The sequence below is a fragment of the Marivirga tractuosa DSM 4126 genome (assembly GCF_000183425.1).
Taxonomy (GTDB): Bacteria; Bacteroidota; Bacteroidia; order Cytophagales; family Cyclobacteriaceae; genus Marivirga; species Marivirga tractuosa.
In genome coordinates, this window is sequence record NC_014759.1 from 3,286,217 (window position 1) to 3,308,313 (window position 22,097).

A 22,097-nucleotide genomic window follows, 5' to 3' on the forward strand; every position below is an offset into this window, starting at 1 on the left:
AACAAATATTAGCACACGTTTTTGTAGCGTGTGCTTTTTTATTTTCAAGTAGGAAAATTAGTTATTTGACCATCACTTGTACAAACTTCTATTAATTTCTTTAATTTCGATATACAGTTTTAATAATCACTTATGAAAAAGACATTATATGTAATTGCATCGCTTTTCATTATTTCATTGATAGTTTATGCATTTTTAGGAGGTTTTAAAGAAGTAGGCAAGTCTATGGAAGAGGATGTTTTAGTTCATATAGCTGGAACAGAATACAAAGGAAAAGTGGGGTCGGACAGTTTGGGCATGTTATTTATGCAAGCAAAAGATTTGGTTGAATCTGAAGCTACGGCTAATGCTATTGCAATTGTATATTACGGTGAAGCGGATACTAAAACTGGTGCTGTTCATAATTTTATTGGAGTGGCTATTGGTGATGAAATGATATACAAAATGCCTGAAGGCTGGGAAATTAAGACTTTCGAGCGTTCAACTTCTGTGAAAGGTTGTATAGAAGCAAATGTTTTGGCCATGCCAACCCCAGATGATATGCTACAAGAATTAAAAATGTATGCCATAGATAGAAATGTAGCTGTTGATTCAATGTTTATTGAGCTTTATCCTGGTCCTAATCAATTGTGTGTGCAGTTGTTGGGGGCTGAATAAATTAAAGCACGAGCTGGGAAGCTCGCGCTAACTTTTAAGGTTTAAATCTTCCGCAATGCTAATTTGAGCTCATGTTTTACTCATAAGTTATCGTATATCCTCTAATACCATGTTCGTGGCTGTCTAAACCTTGCTCTTCATGTTCTTTAGAAACTCGCAATCCGATAGTTTTCTTCAATAAGTAAAACAAAATGATGGCACATCCAAATGCAGCAGCACCACAAATTGCTGTTCCAATCAATTGATTCAAAAATTGATCCCAGCTAGCTTTTGCTCCAAATATACCAACGGCCAAGGTTCCAAATATTCCGCAAGTTAGGTGAACAGAAACTGCACCAACCGCATCATCCAATTTCAACTTATCTAATCCAATTGCAGAAAGTACTACTAGGTTACCTGCTATAAATCCAATAAGAAGAGATAAGCCTGGTGTCATTAAATCAGCGCCAGCAGTAATTCCGACCAATCCAGCTAAAGTTCCATTTAGTACCATGCCCAAGTCAAGTCTTTTGAAAGTGAGATATCCCATGACAAAACCTCCTAATGCACCAGCAGCAGCTGCTAGGGAAGTATTCATGATAACCAAAGAAGTTGCTTTTGGCTCTGCTGATAGTACAGAACCTCCATTGAAGCCGAACCAGCCAAACCACAATAAAAACACTCCAATGGTTGCCAGTGGTACACTGGATCCTTCTTTATCAATTACCTTTCCATTTACATATTTCCCTATTCTTGGCCCTAAAACTATAATGCCAGCCAAAGCACCCCAACCGCCAACGGAATGAACTAATGTAGAACCTGCGAAATCATAAAAACCCATTGCATCTAAAGCTCCACCGCCCCATTTCCAGCTGCCAATTGCAGGATAAACAAAGCCTACGAATATGATGGTAAAAATAAAATAGGCTGAAATTTTAATCCTTTCTGCTACTGCACCAGAGACAATGGTAGCGGCTGTAGCAGCAAACATGGCTTGGAATAGGAAGTCTGTCCAATAAGTATAGTTTTGATTATAATCTAAACCTGCAAAATCATCCAAAAAGAATCCATTGAAATCAAACCAGCCAGGGCCGTCTGCAAATTCAGGATACATCAGGTTAAAACCAATAATAGTGTAGGAAACTAGTCCGATTGCTGGAGTTAAAGTATTCTTAAAAAGAATGTTGACAGTGTTTTTTGATTGGGTGAATCCTGCCTCAACACAGGCAAAGCCCAAGTGCATGATGAATACTAATGCAATGCAGAGCATCATCCATAGATTATTTACTGTTAAAATTTCTAAGTTGATTTCAGAAGCTGCTTTAGTTGTATTTTCAATATTAGCTGCCAATAAGGGTGAAAATAAGCCCTGAATTGATGATAGAAATGATAAATCCATATAAATTGGTTTGATTTAATCCCAAATTTATAAAAAAATACAAGCATGAAAATATTTTAGGGTAGAATTTTAACTGATTTGGACTTTAAGTGTGAAATAATTCTATTGAAAGGTATTAATTATGACTTAAAAAATTGAATACTTTAATAAGTGACTTAAGTTTGGTTTACTTTTAGACCTCTACAAATATGAGCTGTTGTAAATATCCTCAAATACTCAAAAGTTTTGCCAAAGTTCCATCGGAACGACCCTAATATTAGGCGGGTAATTATCTTTAGGTTTTAGTGAATATATAAGTGCTATAGGGCAATTTTTATTAGTAAAGTTCTTATTTCTGAGCGTAAAGCCAAATTAAGCACGAGCTAGGAAGCTCGCGCTAACTTTTTTGGTTTAATAACAGACCATTTATAGTTTCTTAGCCTTTTCCCAATAAACATCCATTTCCTCTAAGCTCATTTCCGAAATTTGTTTTCCGTCCTTCTTGCTCTCGGCCTCCAAATAGTTGAATCGTTTGATGAATTTTTTGTTGGTTTTTTCTAGGGCTTCTTCTGGATTTATGCCAGCAAAACGTGCATAATTAATCAAGCTGAATATCAAATCACCAAATTCTTCAGTGGCTTTTTCTTGATTGCCCGATTCCTCTTCGGTTTTAAACTCTTGCATTTCCTCCTCCACTTTTCCCCAAACTTGTGATTTTTCATCCCAGTCAAATCCTACCCCTCTTGCTTTTTCCTGAATACGAATTGATTTGATTAGAGCAGGTAGGGATTTAGGTACACCACCCAAAACAGATTTATTTCCTTTCTCTTTCAGTTTGATTTTTTCCCAGTTTTCTTTTACCGCCTGTTCATCATTGGCTTCCACGTCAGCGTAAATGTGAGGGTGACGATTGATGAGTTTTTCAGAAATCCCGTTGAGTACATCAGCCATATCAAAAGCTTTTTGCTCATCTGCCATACGGGCGTAAAAAACAATGTGAAGCATTAAATCACCTAATTCTTTTCTAATTTCTTCCAAATCATTATCTAATATTGCATCCGATAATTCGAATGTCTCCTCTATGGTTAAATGGCGAATACTTTCTATAGTTTGTTTCTTATCCCAAGGACATAGATTCCTGAGTTGATCCATTATTGTCAATAATCTATCGAAGGCTTGTAGTTTCTCTTCTCTTCTGGAATCTGGGTATTTTTGGACTTCTTTCATATTGTTCATATAACGGTATTGAGAAAAGCGCAAGTTAAGAAACTTTGCTTTCTTAGTAGGCGTTATGAAAATAGAATGTTAAATTTGTGAATTGATGATCAGGGCTGCTTTACAGCTCTTAAAATTAAAAATATGACTACTTTTTTATTAGCAATCGGATTAATAGGTGCGTTTTTTATTTTAATGTCGGTTAGATTATTATTTATAAAAAACGGAGAGTTCAAAGGAACTTGTGCATCACAGAGCCCTTTTTTAAATAAAGATGGGGAAGCTTGTAGTTTCTGTGGAAAGCAACCAGGAGAACAATGTGCTAATCCAGACTCTGAAGTAAATAAGGTATTGAATAAATTCTAATTAAGTAATAAATATATTTACAAAGGCGCAGTAAAATCAATTTGCTGTGCTTTTTTTATGTCTAATATTTTTGGTGATCCAAGGTGGGGCAAAATAATTTATACTTAATGCAACCAATTAAATTTATTCGCATCTTTACTGAGAAACTAACTTATAAAGACATGAAAAATTTAATACTAGTATTTGTTCTTGCCCTTTTTGCATGCCAGGCGCAATCTCAAGAATCTGAAACACGCTCAGTATCTGACTTTACATCGGTATCATCTTCTCAAAGCATTAGAGTTACTTTGAAGAAAGGAAGTGAACCAAAAGTTGATGTGAGCACCACAGGTGAATTGGAAAATGTAGTTACTGAGGTGAAAAATGGCAATCTTAAGATAGAAATGGAATCCAACATGACTTTCAGAAATGTAGATGTTGAGGTGACTGTTTATTTTCAGGAATTAGAAAGTTTGAAAGCGAGTAGTTCATCTAGAATGATGTCCGAAGATTTAATTGAAGCTAACAATATGGAAATTAAAGGATCAAGCTCGGCACGAATGGATCTGAATATCAAAGCTTCTAATATTGAAGTTTCGGGTTCTAGTTCTGCACGTATTGTTTTATCAGCAGAGGCAGTAAATGTGGAGGCGCAAGTAAACAGCTCATGTAGATTTACTTTGGATGGCAACGCAGAAAACTTTGAAGCTCAAGTGAGCAGCTCAGGAAGAATTGATGCATCCGAATTTACTTGTGATAATGCTGATTTGGCAGCAAGCTCTTCAGGTAGAATAGAATTGAATGTACAAGAAAAGTTAATCGCAAAAGCCTCGTCCTCAGGAAAAATAACTTACGGTGGCAAACCTACAATTGTGGATGCCAACACTGGTTCAGGAGGAAAAGTATCCAAAATGTAAATGCCAAAACTCTAGAACCCTCTGAATCCTTAATCATGCTATGACTTTTTTATTTAGCGTTAGTCGCTGATTCTACAAATATTAGTCATGGCATGATTAAAACCCTAATTTACAATAATTAGTAAAGTTGCTTGCTGATATTATAGGGTTTTGATTAACTAGAATTTGAATAAAGAACTATGAACCATAAAATATTTCTAATACTAGGAGTATTTCTAACTACCCTGATTTCTTGTGGATATAACGATGATTTTGTACAAATCAGCCATCAAGATTTCCTCAAAACCCACGATTTCAACATTGGACAAACGACTGTAAATTTGAAGGACAATGAAAGAAATCGACCAATTAAAGTGGAAATATGGTATCCTACAAGAGACACAACTAAAGCAAATATAACAAATCAATATCCCTTTAAGCTTCCCCCAACATCAAGAGATGCAGATTTAATATCTGACAAATTTCCTTTGGTTTTACTTTCACACGGCACAGGTGGGAATAGGATAAGTCAAATGTGGTTAGCTAGCGAATTAGTAGGGAATGGCTATATAGTTGTAGCAGTTGATCACTATGGGAATACATTGGACAATAAAATTCCAGAAAATTTTGTTAAAGGCTGGGACAGGCCATTAGATATCAGTTTTGCACTTGATGCAATTTTAAGTAGTCCGAATTTCAATTCTATCATCGACACAACAAAAGTAGGAATGGCAGGTTTTTCATTTGGTGGATATACATCAATTGCTTTAGCAGGTGGAGAAATAGATTACAATCTACTTAAGGCATTCTCGAATACTGAAGAAGGAAAAAACGAGTTTGATTTACCAGAATTGGGAGATATTTCAAAATTAATAACCCCCGAATTAATTGAAAAAGGAAATACTGATTACAAAGATCTTAAAGATGATAGAATAAAAGCATTTATCGCTATGGCGCCCGCAATTGGACAAGGTTTCAAGGAAAAAGAGCAATTTTCTAATATTCAAAACCCTGTACTAATAATTGGAGCAAATAATGACAATAGGACACCTGTACTCACGAATGCAAAACATTATGCTAATTTGATAGAGGGCTCAGAATATGTTGAACTAGAAGGAGAAGTTGGACATTATATTTTTATGAATCAGGCAAAAAACGGATTAAAAAGAAATGCTCCTTTGATTTTTGTGGACGATATATCCATCGACAGAAAAGAAATACATAAGAAAGTCGCTAAATACGTGCTTGACTTTTTTAATTCTGAATTGTGATTTAATATTTCATTAAATCACTATAAAAGAAAAGGCTATCTAATTTCTATTTAGACAGCCTTTTTTGCAGAGGAGTTTTAATCTCCTATTTTCTGAAAGTTTTGTCATAAAGCTCAATACTTTCATTAATAACATTCATAGCTTCCTTTTTATCAAAGAAATCTTCCACTACCACCTTTTTGTTTTCTAATTGCTTATAATCTTCAAAGAATCTTTGCATTTCTTTAGAAGTGTGTGGAGGTAAGTCATTAATATCATTCATATGGTTTACTGACATATCATTCGCTGCAACTGCAATGATTTTATCATCAGCCTCTCCCTGGTCCATCATTTTCATTACACCTAATACTTTTGCTTTCACCATACACAACGGAGGAAGCTCTATTGAAGTAATCACCATAATATCTAATGGATCTTTATCATCGCAATAAGTTTGTGGAATAAAACCATAGTTTGCAGGATAGTGAACAGAACTAAAAAGTACTCTATCCAACATCAAGTAACCAGTTTCCTTGTCCAACTCAAATTTTCCCTTGCTGCCTTTAGAAATTTCAATCACGGCATTCACGTACTCAGGCACCTCATCTCCGTAGTGGATATCGTGCCAAGGGTTTCTTTTCTTATCTATCATCTTTAATTTGTAAAATATTTTTACAAAAATAAGGGATGAAGCTGAGAGCACCTACTTATAGTGTTATTAGATTGTTATAACTTTGTCATATGAATAGAAAATCCATTACCCCTACCATTAATCTAGAGCGAAAAAAAAGAATCTGGTTTTTAGTAAAAGCAGTCATTTTTATTGGCGCTCTTTTTGGTATTGATAATTTTAAAAATCAACTCATTGATTTTGGAGTAGAAGAACACTACTTGAAAGCTTTAAGGTTTTACCTTTATGCAGACCTTTGGATTTCTTTCATTAGGTTGGGCGTTGTTTTTTATTATCAGCGAAAGCACAAATTATCGAAAGGAGTCAAAAGTAATTTCATATTGGGGATCAATCATATTGCCAATATCATTCACACATTTGTATTAATTGGTGCAATTCTGCTTTTGTTCAAAATTGATCCTATCAACTTAATTACATCTTTAAGTATAGTGGCAGCAGCAATAGCAATTTTATCTAAAGATTACATTGCCAATATGATCAATGGCATGTTAATTATCTTCTCTGAAGAAGTAATGATCGGTGATGAAATTAAAATAGGAGAAGTAAAAGGAAAAGTATCGGATATTACCTTAGTGAATATGCATATTGTGAATGATGATGAAGATTTGATATACATTCCCAATTCAATGGTTTTTACCTCTCAGATTTTCAATTATACAAAAAGAGCCATCCGCAAAGTAAGTTTTGATTTTGATTTGAAAAATGAACTGGCAACTGATGTCGCAGCAGTTGAAAGACATATAATTGATGTCCTGAGTGAATACCATAAATATATTAAAGATGATAGTTATGTATTAAGAATTATCAAAATCAATGAAAATTTCACTTCTTTGAAATTTCAGTTTGTTTTGCACAGACATTCAGAGGTACGTGAAAAGGATATTCGAAAAGCAGCTTTAAGGCATGTGCTAAAATACATAGGAAATGCTAAGCAAAAGTAATAATCCAAACCCCATACCCATTATCCATCCTCTTTTAGGTGTTTTCACCTAAAACCTATGGAATGCCGCAGATAGTTGAATTCAATATTTTTGTAAAAACACCAAAATCTGGGTTGGGATATTAAATCTACACTTAAGTCCAGTGTGGACGACCATATGGTAAATCTACCAATTGTATAAAATCAAAGCCCTCTCTGTTTCAAAATCCCTCTTGATCCAAGCTACAGGAATTAATACCAATTCTAGCCTCAATGTAGATTTTATAGCTCCATGAATGGAACGTTTTTCTTAAGTAGAGTAAGCACAAGCGGACGCTTGCGCTATTGGAGGGTATATTAAGTCCAATAAGGACGACCTTATGGTAATGTTATCACAATCAAATAGCTACAGCCCCATAGGGGCGACCTGATTCTGAAAGCATCTTTTCCAAAATACTGAAACACTTGCGATTGCAATCAGTTTTGTATCTTTATAACAAACCAACACAAAAAACTATGAAAAATACAGTATTCGTGCTGGGTTTGGCATTGCTAATATTTGCATGCCAACCCGCTAAAAAAGAAAGTCAAGAAGAAGAAACACAAGAAAAAGAAGTAGTAGAACAGTCAGCCGACCCAAAATTGGTAAAATTATGGGAAACTGATACCGTGATGACTACATGTGAGTCCGTATTATTCGATGGAGAAGGAAGCAGATTGTTCGTTTCCAATATCAACGGGAAGCCATTGGATAAAAATGGAGAAGGATTTATTTCTATCTTAAACCTTGATGGGAGCGTTCAAGAGTTGAATTGGGCAACGGGATTAAATGCGCCAAAAGGAATGGGTATTTTTGATGGTCATCTTTATGTAACTGATATCGATCGAGTAGTTGCTATTGACTTAGAAACAGGAGAAGTAGTTAAAGAATTTACTCCAGAGAAAGCCGAATTTTTAAATGATATCACCACTTCTGCAAGTGCAGTTTACATCTCGGATATGGGCTTAGGCTTGATTCATAAAATTGAAAATGGTGAATTATCTACTGTAGCTGAAGGAGTTGAAAGCATTAATGGTTTGCTTAGCAAAGGTGATCACTTAATGACTTTAGATGCTAAAGGTTTAAGAGCTTATGATTTGGCTGAAAATAAATTCGAGATGGTAAACGATTCTGTTACTGGTGGCGATGGTTTAACCATGCTAAATGATGAAACTTATATCGCCAGCAGATGGCAAGGTGAAATTTATCATGTGGCAGGTAATAAAGCAACTTTATTATTAGACACAAAAGCAGAAGAATCACAAACTGCTGATATTGGATTAGATCCTGATAAAATGATAGTCTATGTACCTACTTTTTTCAAGAATAAGGTAGTAGCTTATCAGTTAGAGAAATAATTGAAGAGCGCATAAAAAAAAGTGAAACCTGCAAGATTCTGACTCTTGCAGGTTTTTTGCCTAGAGATGAAAAAGACTTTCAAGTTTCCCTGAAAGCCTTATCAATATTAATAAATCAACCGAAACTTTATTATCTTAATTTATAGGTAAATCCAACGTTAAAAGCTCTACCTGGATTATATCTGGTAAACACTTGCTCTTGCGCTTGATAACCTTGAAAGAATTCCTCTCTCAAATCACCTAAGATATTACTTACACCAATGCTTAACTTCATTTTGTCATCCGCACCGAATGACTTATTCATATTGAAATTTAAGTTATGGAATGGTTCAGAATAAATATCTGATCTGTTTCCAATACCTACAAAAATTAATGTTGGTCCTTGAACATTATAGAATAAACCACCATCAATACCTGTTTCGAAATCAGTATATGACATTCCAAAGTTTAAGATATAGGGAGATTGTCCAGCCATTTCTCTTGTGTTTTCAATTTCCTGTCCATCTCTAGCATTATTGCTTCTAGAAGCAAACTCATTTGGTGCCATTTCAATTTTAGATTGCGTAATTGTTACATTTCCATTTAAAGATAGGTTTTCTAGAGCTGGTGTAATAAAGCTTAGGTTTTTTCTAAACTCAGCCTCAGCTCCTACAACTTCACCACTCCCAACGTTCCTTGGCTGGAAGAAACCAGCAATTTGTACATATTGAACCATCTCAATAGGGTCTGTAAATTTCTTGTAGAACCCGCTTAAAGAGAAAGTTTGTCCTCTTTCTTGGTATAGCTCCCATCTTAAATCAAAATTATCAATATATGTAGGTCTTAAATTACCATCCCAAACTATTTCTCCAGAAGCGTTTTCATCTGGGAAGAAACCACCAATGAACGAACGACCTGAAACTGGATCCAAAATTTCTGCAAAAGATGCTTCTTTAAATGAAGGTCTTGCGGTAGTTCTTGAATAACCAACTCGTAAATTTTGTTTTTCTGCTATAGAATAGATCAAATTAGCAGCAGGAAATAAATCAAGAGTTTCTAAAACTTGCTCATTATCTAATAATGTGCCCTGCTGGTTTAAACCAGTGTAATTTTGAGTATAGTATTCAGCTCTAACACCAATAATTGTTTTTAAATTTTCAATCGGATTAAATTCATTTGAAGCATAAGCTGCTGATGAATTAATAGAAGCATCATATTGATTTGTATTATTTGGAACAAACTGTGGCTCAAAGCGAGTACCACTGAACCCATTTTCATCAGCAGGCCATAAATTTTCTTCCTCAAACATATCGTTTGCATTTAAAGTAACTTCTACTCCATTCGGGATGATTTGATAGTTTTCAATTTTATAATCTCTTCTTTTAAAAGTATTTCCACCACCAAATTTAAATTTAGCATCTTCACCATTAAATTTATAAGTCCTAGTTAGGTCTGCTTTTGAGGCCAAATTGTCCTCATTCAAATATCTCCAAATTCTTTCAGGGTATCCTGATTCTGAACCAATGGTTAAGTTTTCACCGTTAAATCCCTCATCTCTGATTCTTGTAAATCGAATATCAGGATCGGTAATGCTTGAACGAGTAGGTGAAACTTTCCATTCTAATCTCCAGTCTCTTCCATCGATGTAATGCTCACCAGCTAAAAGAATATTCGTTAATCCCTTCTGAGTATATTCAAGGTTTTCTTGACGGGCATCAAAGTTAGCACCTTGATCTGTATTTCTGTATTCAAACTCACCTGCTTTTGATTCGCCATTCTGTAAGTGCAATAAGTTTAATTTGTACTTTGAATTAGCTGTTTTTAGTGCCAGTCCACCCATAGCACTAATTAAAACCTCATTCGTTCCGTAATCACCAATTTGAGTTTCTCTTGCCTCTAATTCATTTACAGATCTGTCATTTGCTAATCCGAATCTTCCAAATTCAGCATCTTGATAAAATTTTGTATTGTTTTTATAATTCAAGGAAAAGCTGTGCCCTAAAGTCATTCCGCTAAGTGCTTTTTGGTTGCCGAAAGTCAGACCTGCACTGTAATCCATGAAACTATTTTGTCTCATAGCATCAAGAGTTGGATTAAAATCTCTTAGAATTGAACTAAATTTTTGTCCTTCTTCACTATCGGGATTACCGATTACATTTCCATAAAGTGGGATTTCATTTGATGAATATTTATCAGCAGGGTTTCCTCTAGTTCCATCATCAAATCCCAAGAAATCAGTATTACCTCCTTTATAAGTCAAGTAATTTGAATTAAAATGCATGGCAGGATTGAAGCTGCCTCCAATTGAGATATCAAAAGTTGGTTCTTCAGGAAATTCCTTTGTATCAATATTTATCATTCCTCCTGTAAAATCAGCTGGTAAATCAGCAGTGAAAGATTTGGTAACCATTATATTATCAATGATTCCAGTAGGAAATAAATCCATTTGAAGGGAATTTCTGTCAGGGTCTAATCCTGGGATATCCACTCCGTTTAATATTGATTTGGTATATCTATCACCTAAGCCTCGGATATAAACGTATTTACCACCTTCCACAGAAATACCAGGAACTCTTTTTACTGCTGAAGCAGCATCACTGTCACCTATTTTTCTGAAATTAGCAGATGATATTCCATCTAGTACATTAGGAGATTTTCTTTTAACTGCTAATAATGCTGCTTCTGTTGATCTAATAGCTTTTGCAGTCACTACAACTTCTCCTAATTGCTCTACATCTTCGGCAAGTGAGATGTTATCAATTATTTTTACTTCCCCAGCATCAACCGCGACCCCCTCAATGGTAACAGTTCTATAGGTTACAAATGATGCTTGTATGTTATAGGTTCCTGGATCAGCGTTGATTTGGAATTTACCATCAAAATCAGTAACAGCGCCAATGCTCGTGCCTTCGATGACTACATTCACACCAAAAAGTGCTTCGCCATTAGAGGCATCAGTAACGGTACCTCTAATTATGCCTTTTTGTGCAAAGCTTAATGCAGGTAATAATAATACTAGTAAAACTGAAATCAGAAATTTGTTATTCATCTCTTTATTTTATTTGATGTTACAAAAGTCCGATTAAAAATGGAGAAAAGGTTTAATAGTAAATTATTGAAATGTTAAATGATTGTTATTATCGTAATATTGCAATAAAGAACAAAAAAAATCCCGGCCAATTGACCGGGATTAAACAATTAAATTATGAAGAAGTTCTTCTTAGAAATCAGCTAATTCGCCATTAGCATCAGCCCAAGTCCATCCTGTGAAAGCAGATTTGTCTGCACCTACTGTTGGCGTTGTAACAATTGAGGCTTCACCTTCTGTGATATTATCAAAAGCACCGCTTTCAGTAGTATCATTGAAAATATCAGCGATTGTCATATTTCCCTCGTCTAAGTGACTTACGTTAAACTGCAAGTTGCTTAATACTGTTGCTCCTGAAGTGTAATTTGCAGCAGAACCAGCATCATCTAATTCTACATCAGCTTCGCTTCTAAAGTTGAAGAAATAAACATTTTCAATTCTAGTTGCAGCTGCATCTCTTAAGTCAATGTAATCGCTTCCATTATCTGGTAATCCCTTGATGGAACCATTGATTAAAGTGTACCCACCATTATCTTGAGGACCTTCAGGACCATCTAATTCCATTCCGTGATCTGAATCTTCTCCTAATATACCAATGAAGTTGTTGATAGTACCAGTGTAATCTTGATCACAATCGAAACTGTCATCACCTGCATTCCAAACTAATACGTTAGAAACGTCTACAGTACCACCAAATGGCTCAATTCCATCATCTTGATTAGCAATAATTTCAATGTTCTCGATAGTTGTACCTGATCCTACGCCACCTAAAGTTAATCCATTGATTTCGTTACCTTCACCGATGTTAGCACCACCATGACGGATAGAGATATATTTTAAAACACCAGAATTGTCAGCAGGATCAGCAGCATCACCACCACCATACAAACCGTTTGTATCAGAAGGTGGAATACCTTCGATTTGAGCAACCCCATCAGGAGTAGAGATAGGAGCATATCCTAAAACAATTAATCCACCCCATAATCCATCAATATCTGGATCTAGGTTTGGAGAAGCAATCATGCCTGGCTCAATTTCATCTGCAACTGAAGTGAAAATGATTGGTGCATCAGCAGTACCTTCTGCCATTAATGTACCACCTCTTGCAACAACCAATGCAGTTGCATTTGTACCTGTTCCAGCTTCACCTTTAATTATAGTACCTGGTTCAATAGTTAATGTAGCACCTTCCAAAACGAAAATTCTACCACCTAATTGGTAAACCGTTTCGTTATCCCAAGTTACATCCTCAGAGATATTTTCAGTTACAATAATAGTACCTTCTGTTTCTTCATCATCGTTAACCACTGGATCAACAGGATCATCATCACATGCTGTGAACCCGAATGCTAATGCTAAAAAAAGCAACGCTAATAAATTAATTTTCTTCATCGTGAGTAATTTTTAAATAAGTTTAAATTTCTTTGCGACAAAGGTGGTTTTTAATTGTTAACTGAATTTGTCAGTCTCTTTAGCAAATTGTTATCAATTTCACACACTATTAATTTTGTGTTAAAAAGAGCCTATTAAGCCTTTAACTGAGAAACTGATTTAGATTTTTGATATTTAAATATCATTTGAGAGGATATCATTTGATTTGTAATATGATATATAACAAAAAAAGCGTTCCAGTTGGGACGCTTTTCATAGTGTTTTCAAATTAATGCTAATTAACCAATAGGCACTTGTTTTAATATTTTCTCGATGATGTCTTTAGTAGTAACACCATCTGCCTCTGCTTCATAATTGAGCAAAATTCTATGGTTCATCACATCATAAGCTATTTCCTTGATATCTTCTGGCAATACATAATCCCTGCCTTCCATATAGGCAACAGCTTTTGCACTGAGATTTAAATTAATACTGGCTCGAGGAGATACTCCGTATTGGATATATTCTGCTTCTTGCTTCAATCCATAATCTAAAGGAGACCTTGTGGCATATACCAATTCGATAATATAGCGTTCCAATGATTCAGAAATCTCTACCTGATTGACTTGGTCTCTAATGCTGAATATTTCTTCTTTAGTTAGAATGGTATTAACATCTTTATTAAATGTCATATTTGACATTCTTCTCATTACTTCCAGTTCCTGAGATTTTGTTGGATAACTCACAGTTACTTTCAACATGAAACGGTCAACCTGCGCTTCTGGTAGTGGATAAGTTCCTTCTTGATCCACTGGGTTTTGTGTCGCTAACACTAAAAATGGTCGATCTAAAGGAAATGTAGTTTCTCCAATGGTTACTTGCTTTTCCTGCATCGCTTCTAACAAAGCAGACTGAACTTTTGCTGGAGAACGGTTTACCTCATCTGCCAAAACCAAGTTTGAGAAAATAGGTCCTTTCTTTACTTCAAAGTTTCCCTGCTTCTGATTGTAAATCATGGTTCCGATTAAATCAGAAGGCATTAAATCTGGCGTAAACTGAATGCGTTGAAAATCCAAATGCAAAACATTTGCTAAAGTATTAACTGTTAAAGTTTTGGCAAGTCCAGGAACACCTTCCAATAAAACGTGCCCATTGGTGAATAAACCGATCAATAAACGATTGACCATATATTCTTGTCCAACTACTACTTTAGCTACTTCAGACATTACGTCCTTTACTTTCTGTTGCAATGCGCTTTTATTCTCTATCTGTGCTTCTTCCATGATTGCTTTATAAATCTCTTTTTGTTATCTAAATATTAATAATTAACTACACAAAATTTTTGCATTTGGCATTAAATATCAATGTATCTCATTTAGTGCCTAATAGGCTCTATTTGAATTTCAAATATATTAATAAGTAACGATACTATAAACCGCTTCATTTTCTTTGGCTAGCTTTTTTTTGCCTTCCAAAAACCCTAACTCAATCAGAAAAGTAAAGTTGCCTACTTTTCCACCTAATTCATTCACTAATTTGGCTGCTGCCAGGGCTGTACCTCCTGTAGCTAGCAAATCATCATGAATCATTACTTTTTGTCCTTTTTTGATAGCATCCTTATGAATTTCCATAGTGGCACTTCCATATTCCAAATCGTAAGAATATTTGATGGTTTCATAAGGTAATTTTCCTTCTTTCCTTACGGGTACAAAAGGAACTCCTAATTTCTCTGCTATCATCATTCCAAATAGAAAACCTCTGGATTCTACTCCTACTATAACATCGATCCCGTCAGTTTTAGCTTTCTCTACAAACCAGTCAACAATTTCTGTCACTAATTTTGGATGAGAAAGAACAGGCGTTATGTCTTTAAATATGATACCGGGTTTTGGAAAATCAGTAATATCTCGAATTTGGTCATTGATTTTTTCTGCTAATGTCATAATGAAGGGTAAATGGGGTTTTAAATAGCTTTTAATTTTTTGATTAAATCCTCAAGCATATCATCATCAAAATCGAGATGTGTTACAAATCTAACGTCAAGCTTTCCAAAAGGAACAGCCAAAATTCCCTTTTGCTTTAATTTATTTACAAAATCAACTGATAATGCATTATTTGCGAGTTTGAAAATGACGATATTGGTTTCAACGGGCATTACTGAGTCTACAAATTTTAATCCGTCCAGTGCTTCCGCTATTGCTTTTGCTCTTATATGATCATCTTCTAGTCGCTTAATGTTGTGGTCCAAAGCATAAATGCCTGCAGCGGCTAAAAAGCCGGCCTGTCGCATTCCACCACCCAAGACTTTCCTTACTCTTCTGGCTTTTTTGATATCCTCTTGAGTTCCTAATAATAAAGAACCAACCGGACAGCCCAAGCCTTTGGAGAGGCATATTGAAATAGTATCAAAATGCTTACCATATTTTTTGGGGTCATCATCTGTGGCAACTAGTGCATTGAATAATCGTGCTCCATCCAAATGGAGTTTCAAGTTTTTATCTTTACACAGTGAGCTAATCTTTTCAATTTCTTTGAAATCATAAACACAGCCACCGCCTTTGTTCATGGTGTTTTCTAGTGAAACTAAGGTTGAAATGGGAGCGTGCACATCATCAGGATTGTTGATGTTATCTTGTATCATATCAGCAGTTATCCTACCTCTATCCCCATGTAATAATCTAACGGAAGCAAATGAATTATAAGCAATTCCACCTCCCTCGTATAAATAAATATGAGACTTTTCATCACAAATGACTTCAGTATGCGGTGCAGTATGCACTCTGATGGCAATTTGGTTGGTCATGGTACCGCTGGGACAGAAAATAGCAGATTCCATTCCGAAAAAATCAGCAGCTTTTTGTTCTAAAGCATTTATGGTGGGATCTTCTCCAAAAACATCATCCCCAACTGGGGCAGCCATCATGGCTTCCTTCATTCCAGTTGTTGGTTGGGTTATAGTGTCACTTCTTAAATCTATCATTTTAATTCAATATTCAATCTGTCCATACTTTAAATCCATCAGTTATGAATTTAGCTAAGATTCCGGTCGGTGTGCCACCGACCGGGGTAGCCGCTATGGTTGGTGGCACACCAACCATTCTAACTTTAAATCACTCTAAGAAACTTTCTCAAACCAATGCGGTAGTTTCACCTGATCTGTATAGAATTTTTTCCTGCTGTGGTTACTATCGAATGGGACAATTTTTTCTATTCGATCAGTTTTAGGATGATAGAAGGCTTCCACGTAAAAGTCATTCAATAAAAAGAGATTGACCTTATAGCGATAGTATCGAATAGAGGTTACAAATTCTCCATCGACATATAAAGTCTTTATTTTCTTGAATAAACTTAAATTTACAAATTCTTCTACCTTCACCGACTTACTTCTTTTTAATGGTGTACAAATCTTTTCTTCTATCCTTCAAATTACGCACGCTTCCGTAAGTATGCAATTCTTTTAGCAAATTAACATCTACATCTGCAATTACAGTCATTTCTGTATTGGGTGTGGCTTCTGTTTTCACGCCATTAGTTGGGAATGCGAAATCAGATGGCGTAAAAACCCCAGATTGAGCAAACTGAATATCCATATTATTTACTTTAGGCAAGTTGCCTACACTACCCGCAATCGCAACATAACATTCGTTTTCAATAGCTCTTGCTTGAGAGCATAATCTAACTCTCATATATCCATTTTGTGTATCGGTTAAAAATGGTACGAAAAGTATTTTAACTCCTTCGTCAGCTAAAAGTCTTCCCATCTCAGGAAATTCTACATCGTAGCATATATTGATTCCTATTTTACCACAGTCGGTATCAAATGCTTGTATTTTCTTTCCACCTGTCATACCCCAAGCACTCACTTCTGCCGGTGTCATATGGATTTTCTCATAAGTCTCACTTGTACCGTCTCTTCTGCATAAAAATCCTTTGTTGTATAATTTCCCTCTATTCATTACCGGCATACTCCCTGTAATGATGTTGACATTATAATTGATGGCGTATTCCTGAAATATCTCCTTTAGTGGCTCAGTATATTTAGCTAACTCCCTAATAGCGGTTGCTTCATCCAAATGATTGAACTCTGCCATCAATGGTGCATTGAATAATTCTGGAAATAATATAAAATCGCATTGATAACCACTTACCACATCAATAAAGAACTCAATTTGCTCTTGCATTGCCTTTAAAGAAGGAGTAGGACGCATTTGCCATTGAACTAAACCCAATCGAATAACTGTCTTTGGAATATGAACATATTCCTCAGAAGGTTCATAGTAAATGTTATTCCATTCTATGAGGGCTGCAAATTCAGCCGATTGTTTGTCTCCTGGTAAATAACCTTTTAAAACCTTCTTAACATGGAAATCATTAGATAATTGGAAGGATAAAGTTTTGTCATAAACCTCTTTCGCAATTACTTTTTGGATGTATTGCTTTGGGGTAAATTTCTCAGCGTACTTAGAATATCCCGGAAGCCTACCTCCGGCTATAATTGACTTAAGGTTTAATTGTTCGACTAAATCTTTTCGGGCATCGTACATTCTACGACCTACCCTCATCCCTCTAAAGTCAGGATGTACAAATACATCTATACCATAAAATACGTCCCCGTCAGGATCATGCGTATCAAAGGTTTCGTTTCCAGTAATTTCTTTATAAGTATGATTATCTCCAAATTTTGAGTAATCTACCACAATGGATAATGCACAGCCCGCTACTTGTCCATTAACTAAAACGCATAATTGCCCTTCAGGAAATTTATCAATCAGTGTTTTGATGTGTTCCACTTCCCATAAATCATCCCATCCCGCATAAGCCTTTTTCATAGACTTAAGTAAACTTCGGTAATCCTTTAATTTGAGATTCTCTAGGGTAACAATAAAATTGTCTTGCATAATAATGATTAATTGGCTTTTGAATTGAAGCCTATAAAAATACGTTTAAAAAGAAAAAACCACAGCAATATAAGCGAATTTCACTTGAGCTGTGGTTTCAAAATATTTTTGGTTCTCTTAAATTGGAACGTTTACGTGTCTTTCAGCATGGTAAGAAGAACGAACTAATGGACCTGACTCCACATATTTCAAACCTCTTTTCAAACCTTCTTCTCTGTACATATCAAAAACTTCAGGATGCACATATTCAATCACATCATGATGTCTTTTGGTGGGCTGTAAATACTGGCCAACAGTTAAAATATCACAACCATGGGCAACTAAATCATCCATGGTAGCAAACATTTCATCTTGTGTTTCACCTAAACCCACCATGATTCCGGTCTTAGTTCTTTTACCGTATTCCTTAGTAAGCTTAATTTGGTCTAAACTTCTTTGGTATTTAGCCTGAGGTCTCACCCTTCTATAGAGACTAGGAACAGTTTCAATATTGTGAGAGACTACTTCCTGTCCTGCTTCAATCATTCTATAAAGAGCATCCCATTTTCCTTTTACATCTGGGATTAAAGTCTCTATTGTCGTTTCGGGAGATAATTCTTTGGTTTTAACAACAGTCTGATACCAAATTTCAGCACCTCTGTCTTTTAACTCATCTCTATTTACTGATGTTAAAACGGCATGTTTTACACCCATTTTTTTGATAGCTTCTGCTACCCTCTGCGGCTCTTGCTCATCATATTCAGGTGGACGACCAGTTGCCACTGCACAGAATGAACAACTTCTAGTACATACATTTCCCAGAATCATGAAAGTGGCAGTTCCTGCACCCCAGCATTCTCCCATATTTGGGCAATTTCCGCTTTCGCAGATGGTGTGCAATTTATTTTCATCCACAATCTTGCGAACATTTGCATACTCTTTACCCACAGGTAATTTCACCCTTAACCAATCCGGTTTTTTATTCTTCTTTTTTTCTTCTTGGCTTACTACCGGTAAATCTATCATATCAAACTATTAATCGATTCTTAATCTATTTTCTTGACCCAAACAGTATACTTACAAATGCAGCTGGGTAAAAGTTATAATTTTTTGTACTTGTTGGGACTATTTCTATTTCTCTACCAAAAATTTCAGCTAAAAACCCCACCTCAAATCCAGTTACTTTGCTTTTAAATGATCCAAATTCAAATAGCAATGAGGCTCTTAAATGTGCACCCAATGCAACTTCCATTTGGTCTAAACTTGAAAAATAGCCAGCTGATCCTAAAATGGCAGTAGAACCAGCTCCGTTTATAAATTGAGAATAGGTTACTAAACCACCTCCTTCACTTCTTAATAAATAAGGGGAAACCAATCCTAATGTAGGACCTCCAGCTACAACACCGTTAATTTGCACTCCTTTTTGCTCTGCTTTTTTAAATAATAACAGATCATAACCATACATTAAGCGTGTACTTACAAGGTATTTTTCTTTGCCTTCATAAAAGGATGTGCCGAAAATTGACGGAGCTTGTCTTCTTCTTTCCTGCGGGTGTCTGATATTGGCAATCTCTATACCAAATGTATGAAAAATACGGTCTGATTTTTTATAGCTATATCTGAAAAAACCGCCAGAGACAAATCCACCATTAGTAGCTTTACTGACTCCGAAAAGGAATTCTTGACCATAGTCAAATGGATCATCCTTTTGACTTTTTGCTTCCGCCAAAAGGAAAAGTAGTAAGGAAGAAAATATGATCAGTTTTTTCATTTCTGTTAAATAATTCCACAAATTTAAGCTTTTAAATCAAACGATAAAAAACTCTCATAGTTTATGATAACTTCATCAATAAAATACATACACCCCTTAAAAACAAATGCCACCCATAATCGTTCCGGCAATTCTTTAATTACTGATGCTCCCATCGATAATAATGGGGAAGGAGCTTATTTTTCCCCAACAGACCTAGCTGCTACTTCTCTTGCTAGCTGCATGTTAACTGTAATGGGTATTTATGCTGATCAAAACAATTTAGAATTAGGTGAGATTAAATGCGATTTACAAAAGGAAATGGCAGCTAACCCACGAAGGATAAAAGTTATCACAATCAATATTGACTGGAAAACCAATTTGCCTGAAAATGAAATTCAGAAATTAAAAAATGTTGCCTTGAATTGTCCAGTTTCAAAAAGTTTGCATCCTGAAATTGAGCAAAACATATCCTTTAAGATGCTGTGATTTTTTCTCACTTTTAGAAACTACTAGTGGTCTTGATTAAGCAGCAATACCTGACTTCAAGTTTTGATAACTGATTCCCATATGTGAATCATCATAAACACATGCACCATTTTTTATTAGCAAAATTTGTGGAGACTGATGCATTACACCAAATTTTTCAGCAACTGCATTCGAAATATCACGATAGGAAATCAAATCTAAATAGTAAGCTTTCACTTCGCTCATTTCACTTTCATTCCAACTTCTTTCTAATCTGTTCAATGCCATAGCACTGATAGAACAACTTGTACTATGCTTAAATATTACTACAGGGTTTTCTTTAGAATCTTCTATGATTTTGTCTAGCGTATCTATGTTGTCTAACCTATTCCAATTCATGTTTTTAAATCTTTAATTATGTTGTTCTCCTGATTCAGCCTCTTGCTTTTTCCATTCATTTGGGTGAACGGAATTATCCCAAATTTGGCCTTCATTTTTATCTCGTTTTTCCTTACGCTTTTTCCTTGTCACATAATTTGGTTGGGTATTATCCGTCCAGATACTGCTGAAAAACAAGGAAACAGTCTGAAAAGTTTTAGCTAAAAACGGAACCTTAGTATTTTCTGCTGCTAATAATTTTGTACCAGGATGTGATTCACTAGTTACATAAAAGTGTCTTTGGTAATCGCCTTCCAATTTTGAAATTTCCTTGCTAGTTTCTTTCATTTCATCAGTAGGCTTTTTTCGCTCCAATACGGTCAGTAATCTGTCATCATGCAAATCCTGCTTTTTAGGTTTATTGACTGTGGCCGTCATCAATTTATCATTATCAAACTTCTTACGATCAGGATTGGCAGGAGTTGCTGTCATGAGCTTGTCATCATCAAAAGGCTTTCTATCTCGGTCTCCATGCTGCGCTGTCATTAATTTACTGTCATCAAAAGGTTTTCGTTCCCTATTGGCTGGTTCGGAGATCATTAGTTTTTTATCATCAAATTTGTTCCTTTTCCCATCTTTCACTTCAACGGTCATTAATTTATCTCCATCTGGCTTATTTGATTTATAATCTGCGTGTTCAGATACCATCAACTTATCATTATCCATTTTAGCATAATCCTCTTTCTTTTTTCTGAACATGATTTTATCATCATCCATTTTAGGATCTAAATCAGGCACGGAAGCAGTTTCCAATTTATCGTTATCAAATGCTTTTCTATCCTTATCTTTACCCTTGCTATATAGCTTTTTACCATCTGCTTTGCTTCTTTTGTCCTTTTTTGGAGCTTTAGATAAGGTTTCCGATGGGTCATTTAGGTTAATAAGTTTAGGAGAATCTTGTGGCCCTCCATTTTGGAGGTTAACATTTTTTGGTTTTCTCTTTTTTTGTAAAACTGGGCCTTCATCTGCAATTCTACTATCGTAGGGGATCAAGGGTTTTTCTAGTTTTGAAGGGTTAGTGATAGCCTTTCTATCTGCAGATTTATAATTTGGTTTATTGTCGTATGTTTGTCTTTTAGGTCTTTTGTCTGGATTATAATCTTTGGTTTCGTAATCACTTTTTCTTGCTTTAAACCACATTACCTTATCCCAATCCCATTTAAATGGATTTATGACAATTACTTTATTGCTTCCTCTATTGGGATTGCCTTTTGCTTTCCGCCTTTTAGAAGTCCTGATTTTCTTATTGTCCATTTTTTCAGGGCTGCTCTTTTCTGAAACCTCAAGTTTTTTTCCACTAGTATCCTGTCCGAAAGATTGAGACGGGAAAAAGAGGAGACTTGCCATGAAGAAGGTAAGACCAAATCCTAATGAATAGTAATATGTTAAATGTTTTAT

21 protein-coding genes are annotated in these 22,097 nt (G+C 35.4%); 7 read left to right on the forward strand and 14 right to left on the reverse strand.

Features of this window, described 5'->3' with window-relative positions:
- Window positions 1-132: 132 nt before the first annotated feature.
- Complete coding sequence (locus tag FTRAC_RS13970; RefSeq protein WP_013454915.1) at window positions 133-657, forward strand: hypothetical protein; 525 nt, start codon at window positions 133-135, stop codon at window positions 655-657.
- A gap of 76 nt (window positions 658-733) precedes the next feature.
- Here the strand turns inward: FTRAC_RS13970 and FTRAC_RS13975 are convergent, their stop codons facing one another.
- Entirely contained in the window at window positions 734-2,035 is a 1,302-nt protein-coding gene (locus tag FTRAC_RS13975; protein WP_013454916.1) for an ammonium transporter, read from the reverse strand.
- A 405-nt stretch (window positions 2,036-2,440) separates the two neighbouring features.
- Window positions 2,441-3,250: a nucleoside triphosphate pyrophosphohydrolase gene (gene mazG, locus FTRAC_RS13980; RefSeq protein WP_013454917.1), complete on the reverse strand. Its 810-nt coding sequence runs from the start codon at window positions 3,248-3,250 to the stop codon at window positions 2,441-2,443.
- Window positions 3,251-3,373: 123 nt separating this feature from the next.
- On the opposite strand from mazG, the gene FTRAC_RS13985 reads away from it, so the two are divergent.
- The 3 genes from FTRAC_RS13985 to FTRAC_RS13995 all read left to right on the forward strand — a co-directional run bounded on the left by FTRAC_RS13985 (window position 3,374) and on the right by FTRAC_RS13995 (window position 5,741).
- Entirely contained in the window at window positions 3,374-3,595 is a 222-nt protein-coding gene (locus tag FTRAC_RS13985) for a hypothetical protein (RefSeq protein WP_013454918.1), read from the forward strand.
- 161 nt (window positions 3,596-3,756) lie between these two features.
- Window positions 3,757-4,491, forward strand: coding sequence for a head GIN domain-containing protein (locus FTRAC_RS13990; protein WP_185094410.1), 735 nt, complete (start codon window positions 3,757-3,759; stop codon window positions 4,489-4,491).
- Window positions 4,492-4,670: 179 nt separating this feature from the next.
- Window positions 4,671-5,741: an alpha/beta hydrolase family protein gene (locus FTRAC_RS13995; protein ID WP_013454920.1), complete on the forward strand. Its 1,071-nt coding sequence runs from the start codon at window positions 4,671-4,673 to the stop codon at window positions 5,739-5,741.
- Window positions 5,742-5,826: 85 nt separating this feature from the next.
- Here FTRAC_RS13995 and FTRAC_RS14000 read toward each other — a convergent pair whose 3' ends face one another.
- Window positions 5,827-6,372, reverse strand: coding sequence for an inorganic diphosphatase (locus tag FTRAC_RS14000; protein ID WP_041649852.1), 546 nt, complete (start codon window positions 6,370-6,372; stop codon window positions 5,827-5,829).
- A gap of 89 nt (window positions 6,373-6,461) precedes the next feature.
- Here FTRAC_RS14000 and FTRAC_RS14005 point away from each other — a divergent pair, with 89 nt between their 5' ends.
- Together FTRAC_RS14005 and FTRAC_RS14010 are read left to right on the forward strand one after the other, a co-directional pair.
- The gene (locus FTRAC_RS14005; RefSeq protein WP_013454922.1) at window positions 6,462-7,352 is read left to right on the forward strand and encodes a mechanosensitive ion channel family protein; all 891 of its coding nucleotides are present in this window, start codon (window positions 6,462-6,464) and stop codon (window positions 7,350-7,352) included.
- A gap of 494 nt (window positions 7,353-7,846) precedes the next feature.
- Window positions 7,847-8,728: a PQQ-binding-like beta-propeller repeat protein gene (locus FTRAC_RS14010; RefSeq protein ID WP_013454923.1), complete on the forward strand. Its 882-nt coding sequence runs from the start codon at window positions 7,847-7,849 to the stop codon at window positions 8,726-8,728.
- Between the two features lie 130 nt (window positions 8,729-8,858).
- Here FTRAC_RS14010 and FTRAC_RS14015 read toward each other — a convergent pair whose 3' ends face one another.
- From FTRAC_RS14015 to FTRAC_RS14055, 9 genes are all read right to left on the reverse strand, one after another.
- On the reverse strand, window positions 8,859-11,756 hold the full coding sequence (locus FTRAC_RS14015; RefSeq protein WP_013454924.1) for a TonB-dependent receptor: 2,898 nt from the start codon (window positions 11,754-11,756) through the stop codon (window positions 8,859-8,861).
- 171 nt (window positions 11,757-11,927) lie between these two features.
- Window positions 11,928-13,187 (reverse strand): hypothetical protein, encoded by a 1,260-nt coding sequence (locus tag FTRAC_RS14020; RefSeq protein ID WP_013454925.1) that lies wholly within the window; start codon window positions 13,185-13,187, stop codon window positions 11,928-11,930.
- Window positions 13,188-13,465: 278 nt separating this feature from the next.
- The gene (locus tag FTRAC_RS14025) at window positions 13,466-14,449 is read right to left on the reverse strand and encodes an AAA family ATPase (RefSeq protein ID WP_013454926.1); all 984 of its coding nucleotides are present in this window, start codon (window positions 14,447-14,449) and stop codon (window positions 13,466-13,468) included.
- 129 nt (window positions 14,450-14,578) lie between these two features.
- On the reverse strand, window positions 14,579-15,109 hold the full coding sequence (locus FTRAC_RS14030) for an adenine phosphoribosyltransferase (protein WP_013454927.1): 531 nt from the start codon (window positions 15,107-15,109) through the stop codon (window positions 14,579-14,581).
- Between the two features lie 20 nt (window positions 15,110-15,129).
- On the reverse strand, window positions 15,130-16,146 hold the full coding sequence (locus tag FTRAC_RS14035) for a threonine aldolase family protein (RefSeq protein ID WP_013454928.1): 1,017 nt from the start codon (window positions 16,144-16,146) through the stop codon (window positions 15,130-15,132).
- Between the two features lie 135 nt (window positions 16,147-16,281).
- Window positions 16,282-16,542, reverse strand: coding sequence for a hypothetical protein (locus FTRAC_RS14040; RefSeq protein ID WP_041649854.1), 261 nt, complete (start codon window positions 16,540-16,542; stop codon window positions 16,282-16,284).
- A gap of 4 nt (window positions 16,543-16,546) precedes the next feature.
- Window positions 16,547-18,064 carry a carbon-nitrogen hydrolase family protein gene (locus FTRAC_RS14045; RefSeq protein ID WP_013454930.1) on the reverse strand — a complete coding sequence of 506 codons (1,518 nt, stop codon included), beginning with the start codon at window positions 18,062-18,064 and terminating at the stop codon, window positions 16,547-16,549.
- A gap of 117 nt (window positions 18,065-18,181) precedes the next feature.
- Complete coding sequence (lipA, locus tag FTRAC_RS14050; protein WP_013454931.1) at window positions 18,182-19,069, reverse strand: lipoyl synthase; 888 nt, start codon at window positions 19,067-19,069, stop codon at window positions 18,182-18,184.
- A gap of 25 nt (window positions 19,070-19,094) precedes the next feature.
- The gene (locus FTRAC_RS14055; protein ID WP_041649857.1) at window positions 19,095-19,814 is read right to left on the reverse strand and encodes a hypothetical protein; all 720 of its coding nucleotides are present in this window, start codon (window positions 19,812-19,814) and stop codon (window positions 19,095-19,097) included.
- Between the two features lie 63 nt (window positions 19,815-19,877).
- On the opposite strand from FTRAC_RS14055, the gene FTRAC_RS14060 reads away from it, so the two are divergent.
- Window positions 19,878-20,282: an OsmC family protein gene (locus FTRAC_RS14060; RefSeq protein WP_013454933.1), complete on the forward strand. Its 405-nt coding sequence runs from the start codon at window positions 19,878-19,880 to the stop codon at window positions 20,280-20,282.
- A 36-nt stretch (window positions 20,283-20,318) separates the two neighbouring features.
- Here the strand turns inward: FTRAC_RS14060 and ytxJ are convergent, their stop codons facing one another.
- Entirely contained in the window at window positions 20,319-20,660 is a 342-nt protein-coding gene (gene ytxJ, locus FTRAC_RS14065) for a bacillithiol system redox-active protein YtxJ (RefSeq protein WP_013454934.1), read from the reverse strand.
- Between the two features lie 12 nt (window positions 20,661-20,672).
- Window positions 20,673-22,046, reverse strand: a complete 1,374-nt coding sequence (locus FTRAC_RS14070) for a hypothetical protein (RefSeq protein ID WP_013454935.1) — start codon at window positions 22,044-22,046, stop codon at window positions 20,673-20,675.
- Between the last annotated feature and the right edge of the window lie 51 nt (window positions 22,047-22,097).

Bases quoted from the DNA above. Each gene is read 5' to 3' on its own strand.
- FTRAC_RS13970 (WP_013454915.1), top strand. From the start codon at position 133: ATGAAAAAGACATTATATGTAATTGCATCGCTTTTCATTATTTCATTG.
- FTRAC_RS13975 (WP_013454916.1), bottom strand. From the start codon at position 2,035: ATGGATTTATCATTTCTATCATCAATTCAGGGCTTATTTTCACCCTTA.
- mazG (WP_013454917.1), bottom strand. From the start codon at position 3,250: ATGAACAATATGAAAGAAGTCCAAAAATACCCAGATTCCAGAAGAGAA.
- FTRAC_RS13985 (WP_013454918.1), top strand. From the start codon at position 3,374: ATGACTACTTTTTTATTAGCAATCGGATTAATAGGTGCGTTTTTTATT.
- FTRAC_RS13990 (WP_185094410.1), top strand. From the start codon at position 3,757: ATGAAAAATTTAATACTAGTATTTGTTCTTGCCCTTTTTGCATGCCAG.
- FTRAC_RS13995 (WP_013454920.1), top strand. From the start codon at position 4,671: ATGAACCATAAAATATTTCTAATACTAGGAGTATTTCTAACTACCCTG.
- FTRAC_RS14000 (WP_041649852.1), bottom strand. From the start codon at position 6,372: ATGATAGATAAGAAAAGAAACCCTTGGCACGATATCCACTACGGAGAT.
- FTRAC_RS14005 (WP_013454922.1), top strand. From the start codon at position 6,462: ATGAATAGAAAATCCATTACCCCTACCATTAATCTAGAGCGAAAAAAA.
- FTRAC_RS14010 (WP_013454923.1), top strand. From the start codon at position 7,847: ATGAAAAATACAGTATTCGTGCTGGGTTTGGCATTGCTAATATTTGCA.
- FTRAC_RS14015 (WP_013454924.1), bottom strand. From the start codon at position 11,756: ATGAATAACAAATTTCTGATTTCAGTTTTACTAGTATTATTATTACCT.
- FTRAC_RS14020 (WP_013454925.1), bottom strand. From the start codon at position 13,187: ATGAAGAAAATTAATTTATTAGCGTTGCTTTTTTTAGCATTAGCATTC.
- FTRAC_RS14025 (WP_013454926.1), bottom strand. From the start codon at position 14,449: ATGGAAGAAGCACAGATAGAGAATAAAAGCGCATTGCAACAGAAAGTA.
- FTRAC_RS14030 (WP_013454927.1), bottom strand. From the start codon at position 15,109: ATGACATTAGCAGAAAAAATCAATGACCAAATTCGAGATATTACTGAT.
- FTRAC_RS14035 (WP_013454928.1), bottom strand. From the start codon at position 16,146: ATGATAGATTTAAGAAGTGACACTATAACCCAACCAACAACTGGAATG.
- FTRAC_RS14045 (WP_013454930.1), bottom strand. From the start codon at position 18,064: ATGCAAGACAATTTTATTGTTACCCTAGAGAATCTCAAATTAAAGGAT.
- lipA (WP_013454931.1), bottom strand. From the start codon at position 19,069: ATGATAGATTTACCGGTAGTAAGCCAAGAAGAAAAAAAGAAGAATAAA.
- FTRAC_RS14055 (WP_041649857.1), bottom strand. From the start codon at position 19,814: ATGAAAAAACTGATCATATTTTCTTCCTTACTACTTTTCCTTTTGGCG.
- FTRAC_RS14060 (WP_013454933.1), top strand. From the start codon at position 19,878: ATGATAACTTCATCAATAAAATACATACACCCCTTAAAAACAAATGCC.
- ytxJ (WP_013454934.1), bottom strand. From the start codon at position 20,660: ATGAATTGGAATAGGTTAGACAACATAGATACGCTAGACAAAATCATA.
- FTRAC_RS14070 (WP_013454935.1), bottom strand. From the start codon at position 22,046: ATGGCAAGTCTCCTCTTTTTCCCGTCTCAATCTTTCGGACAGGATACT.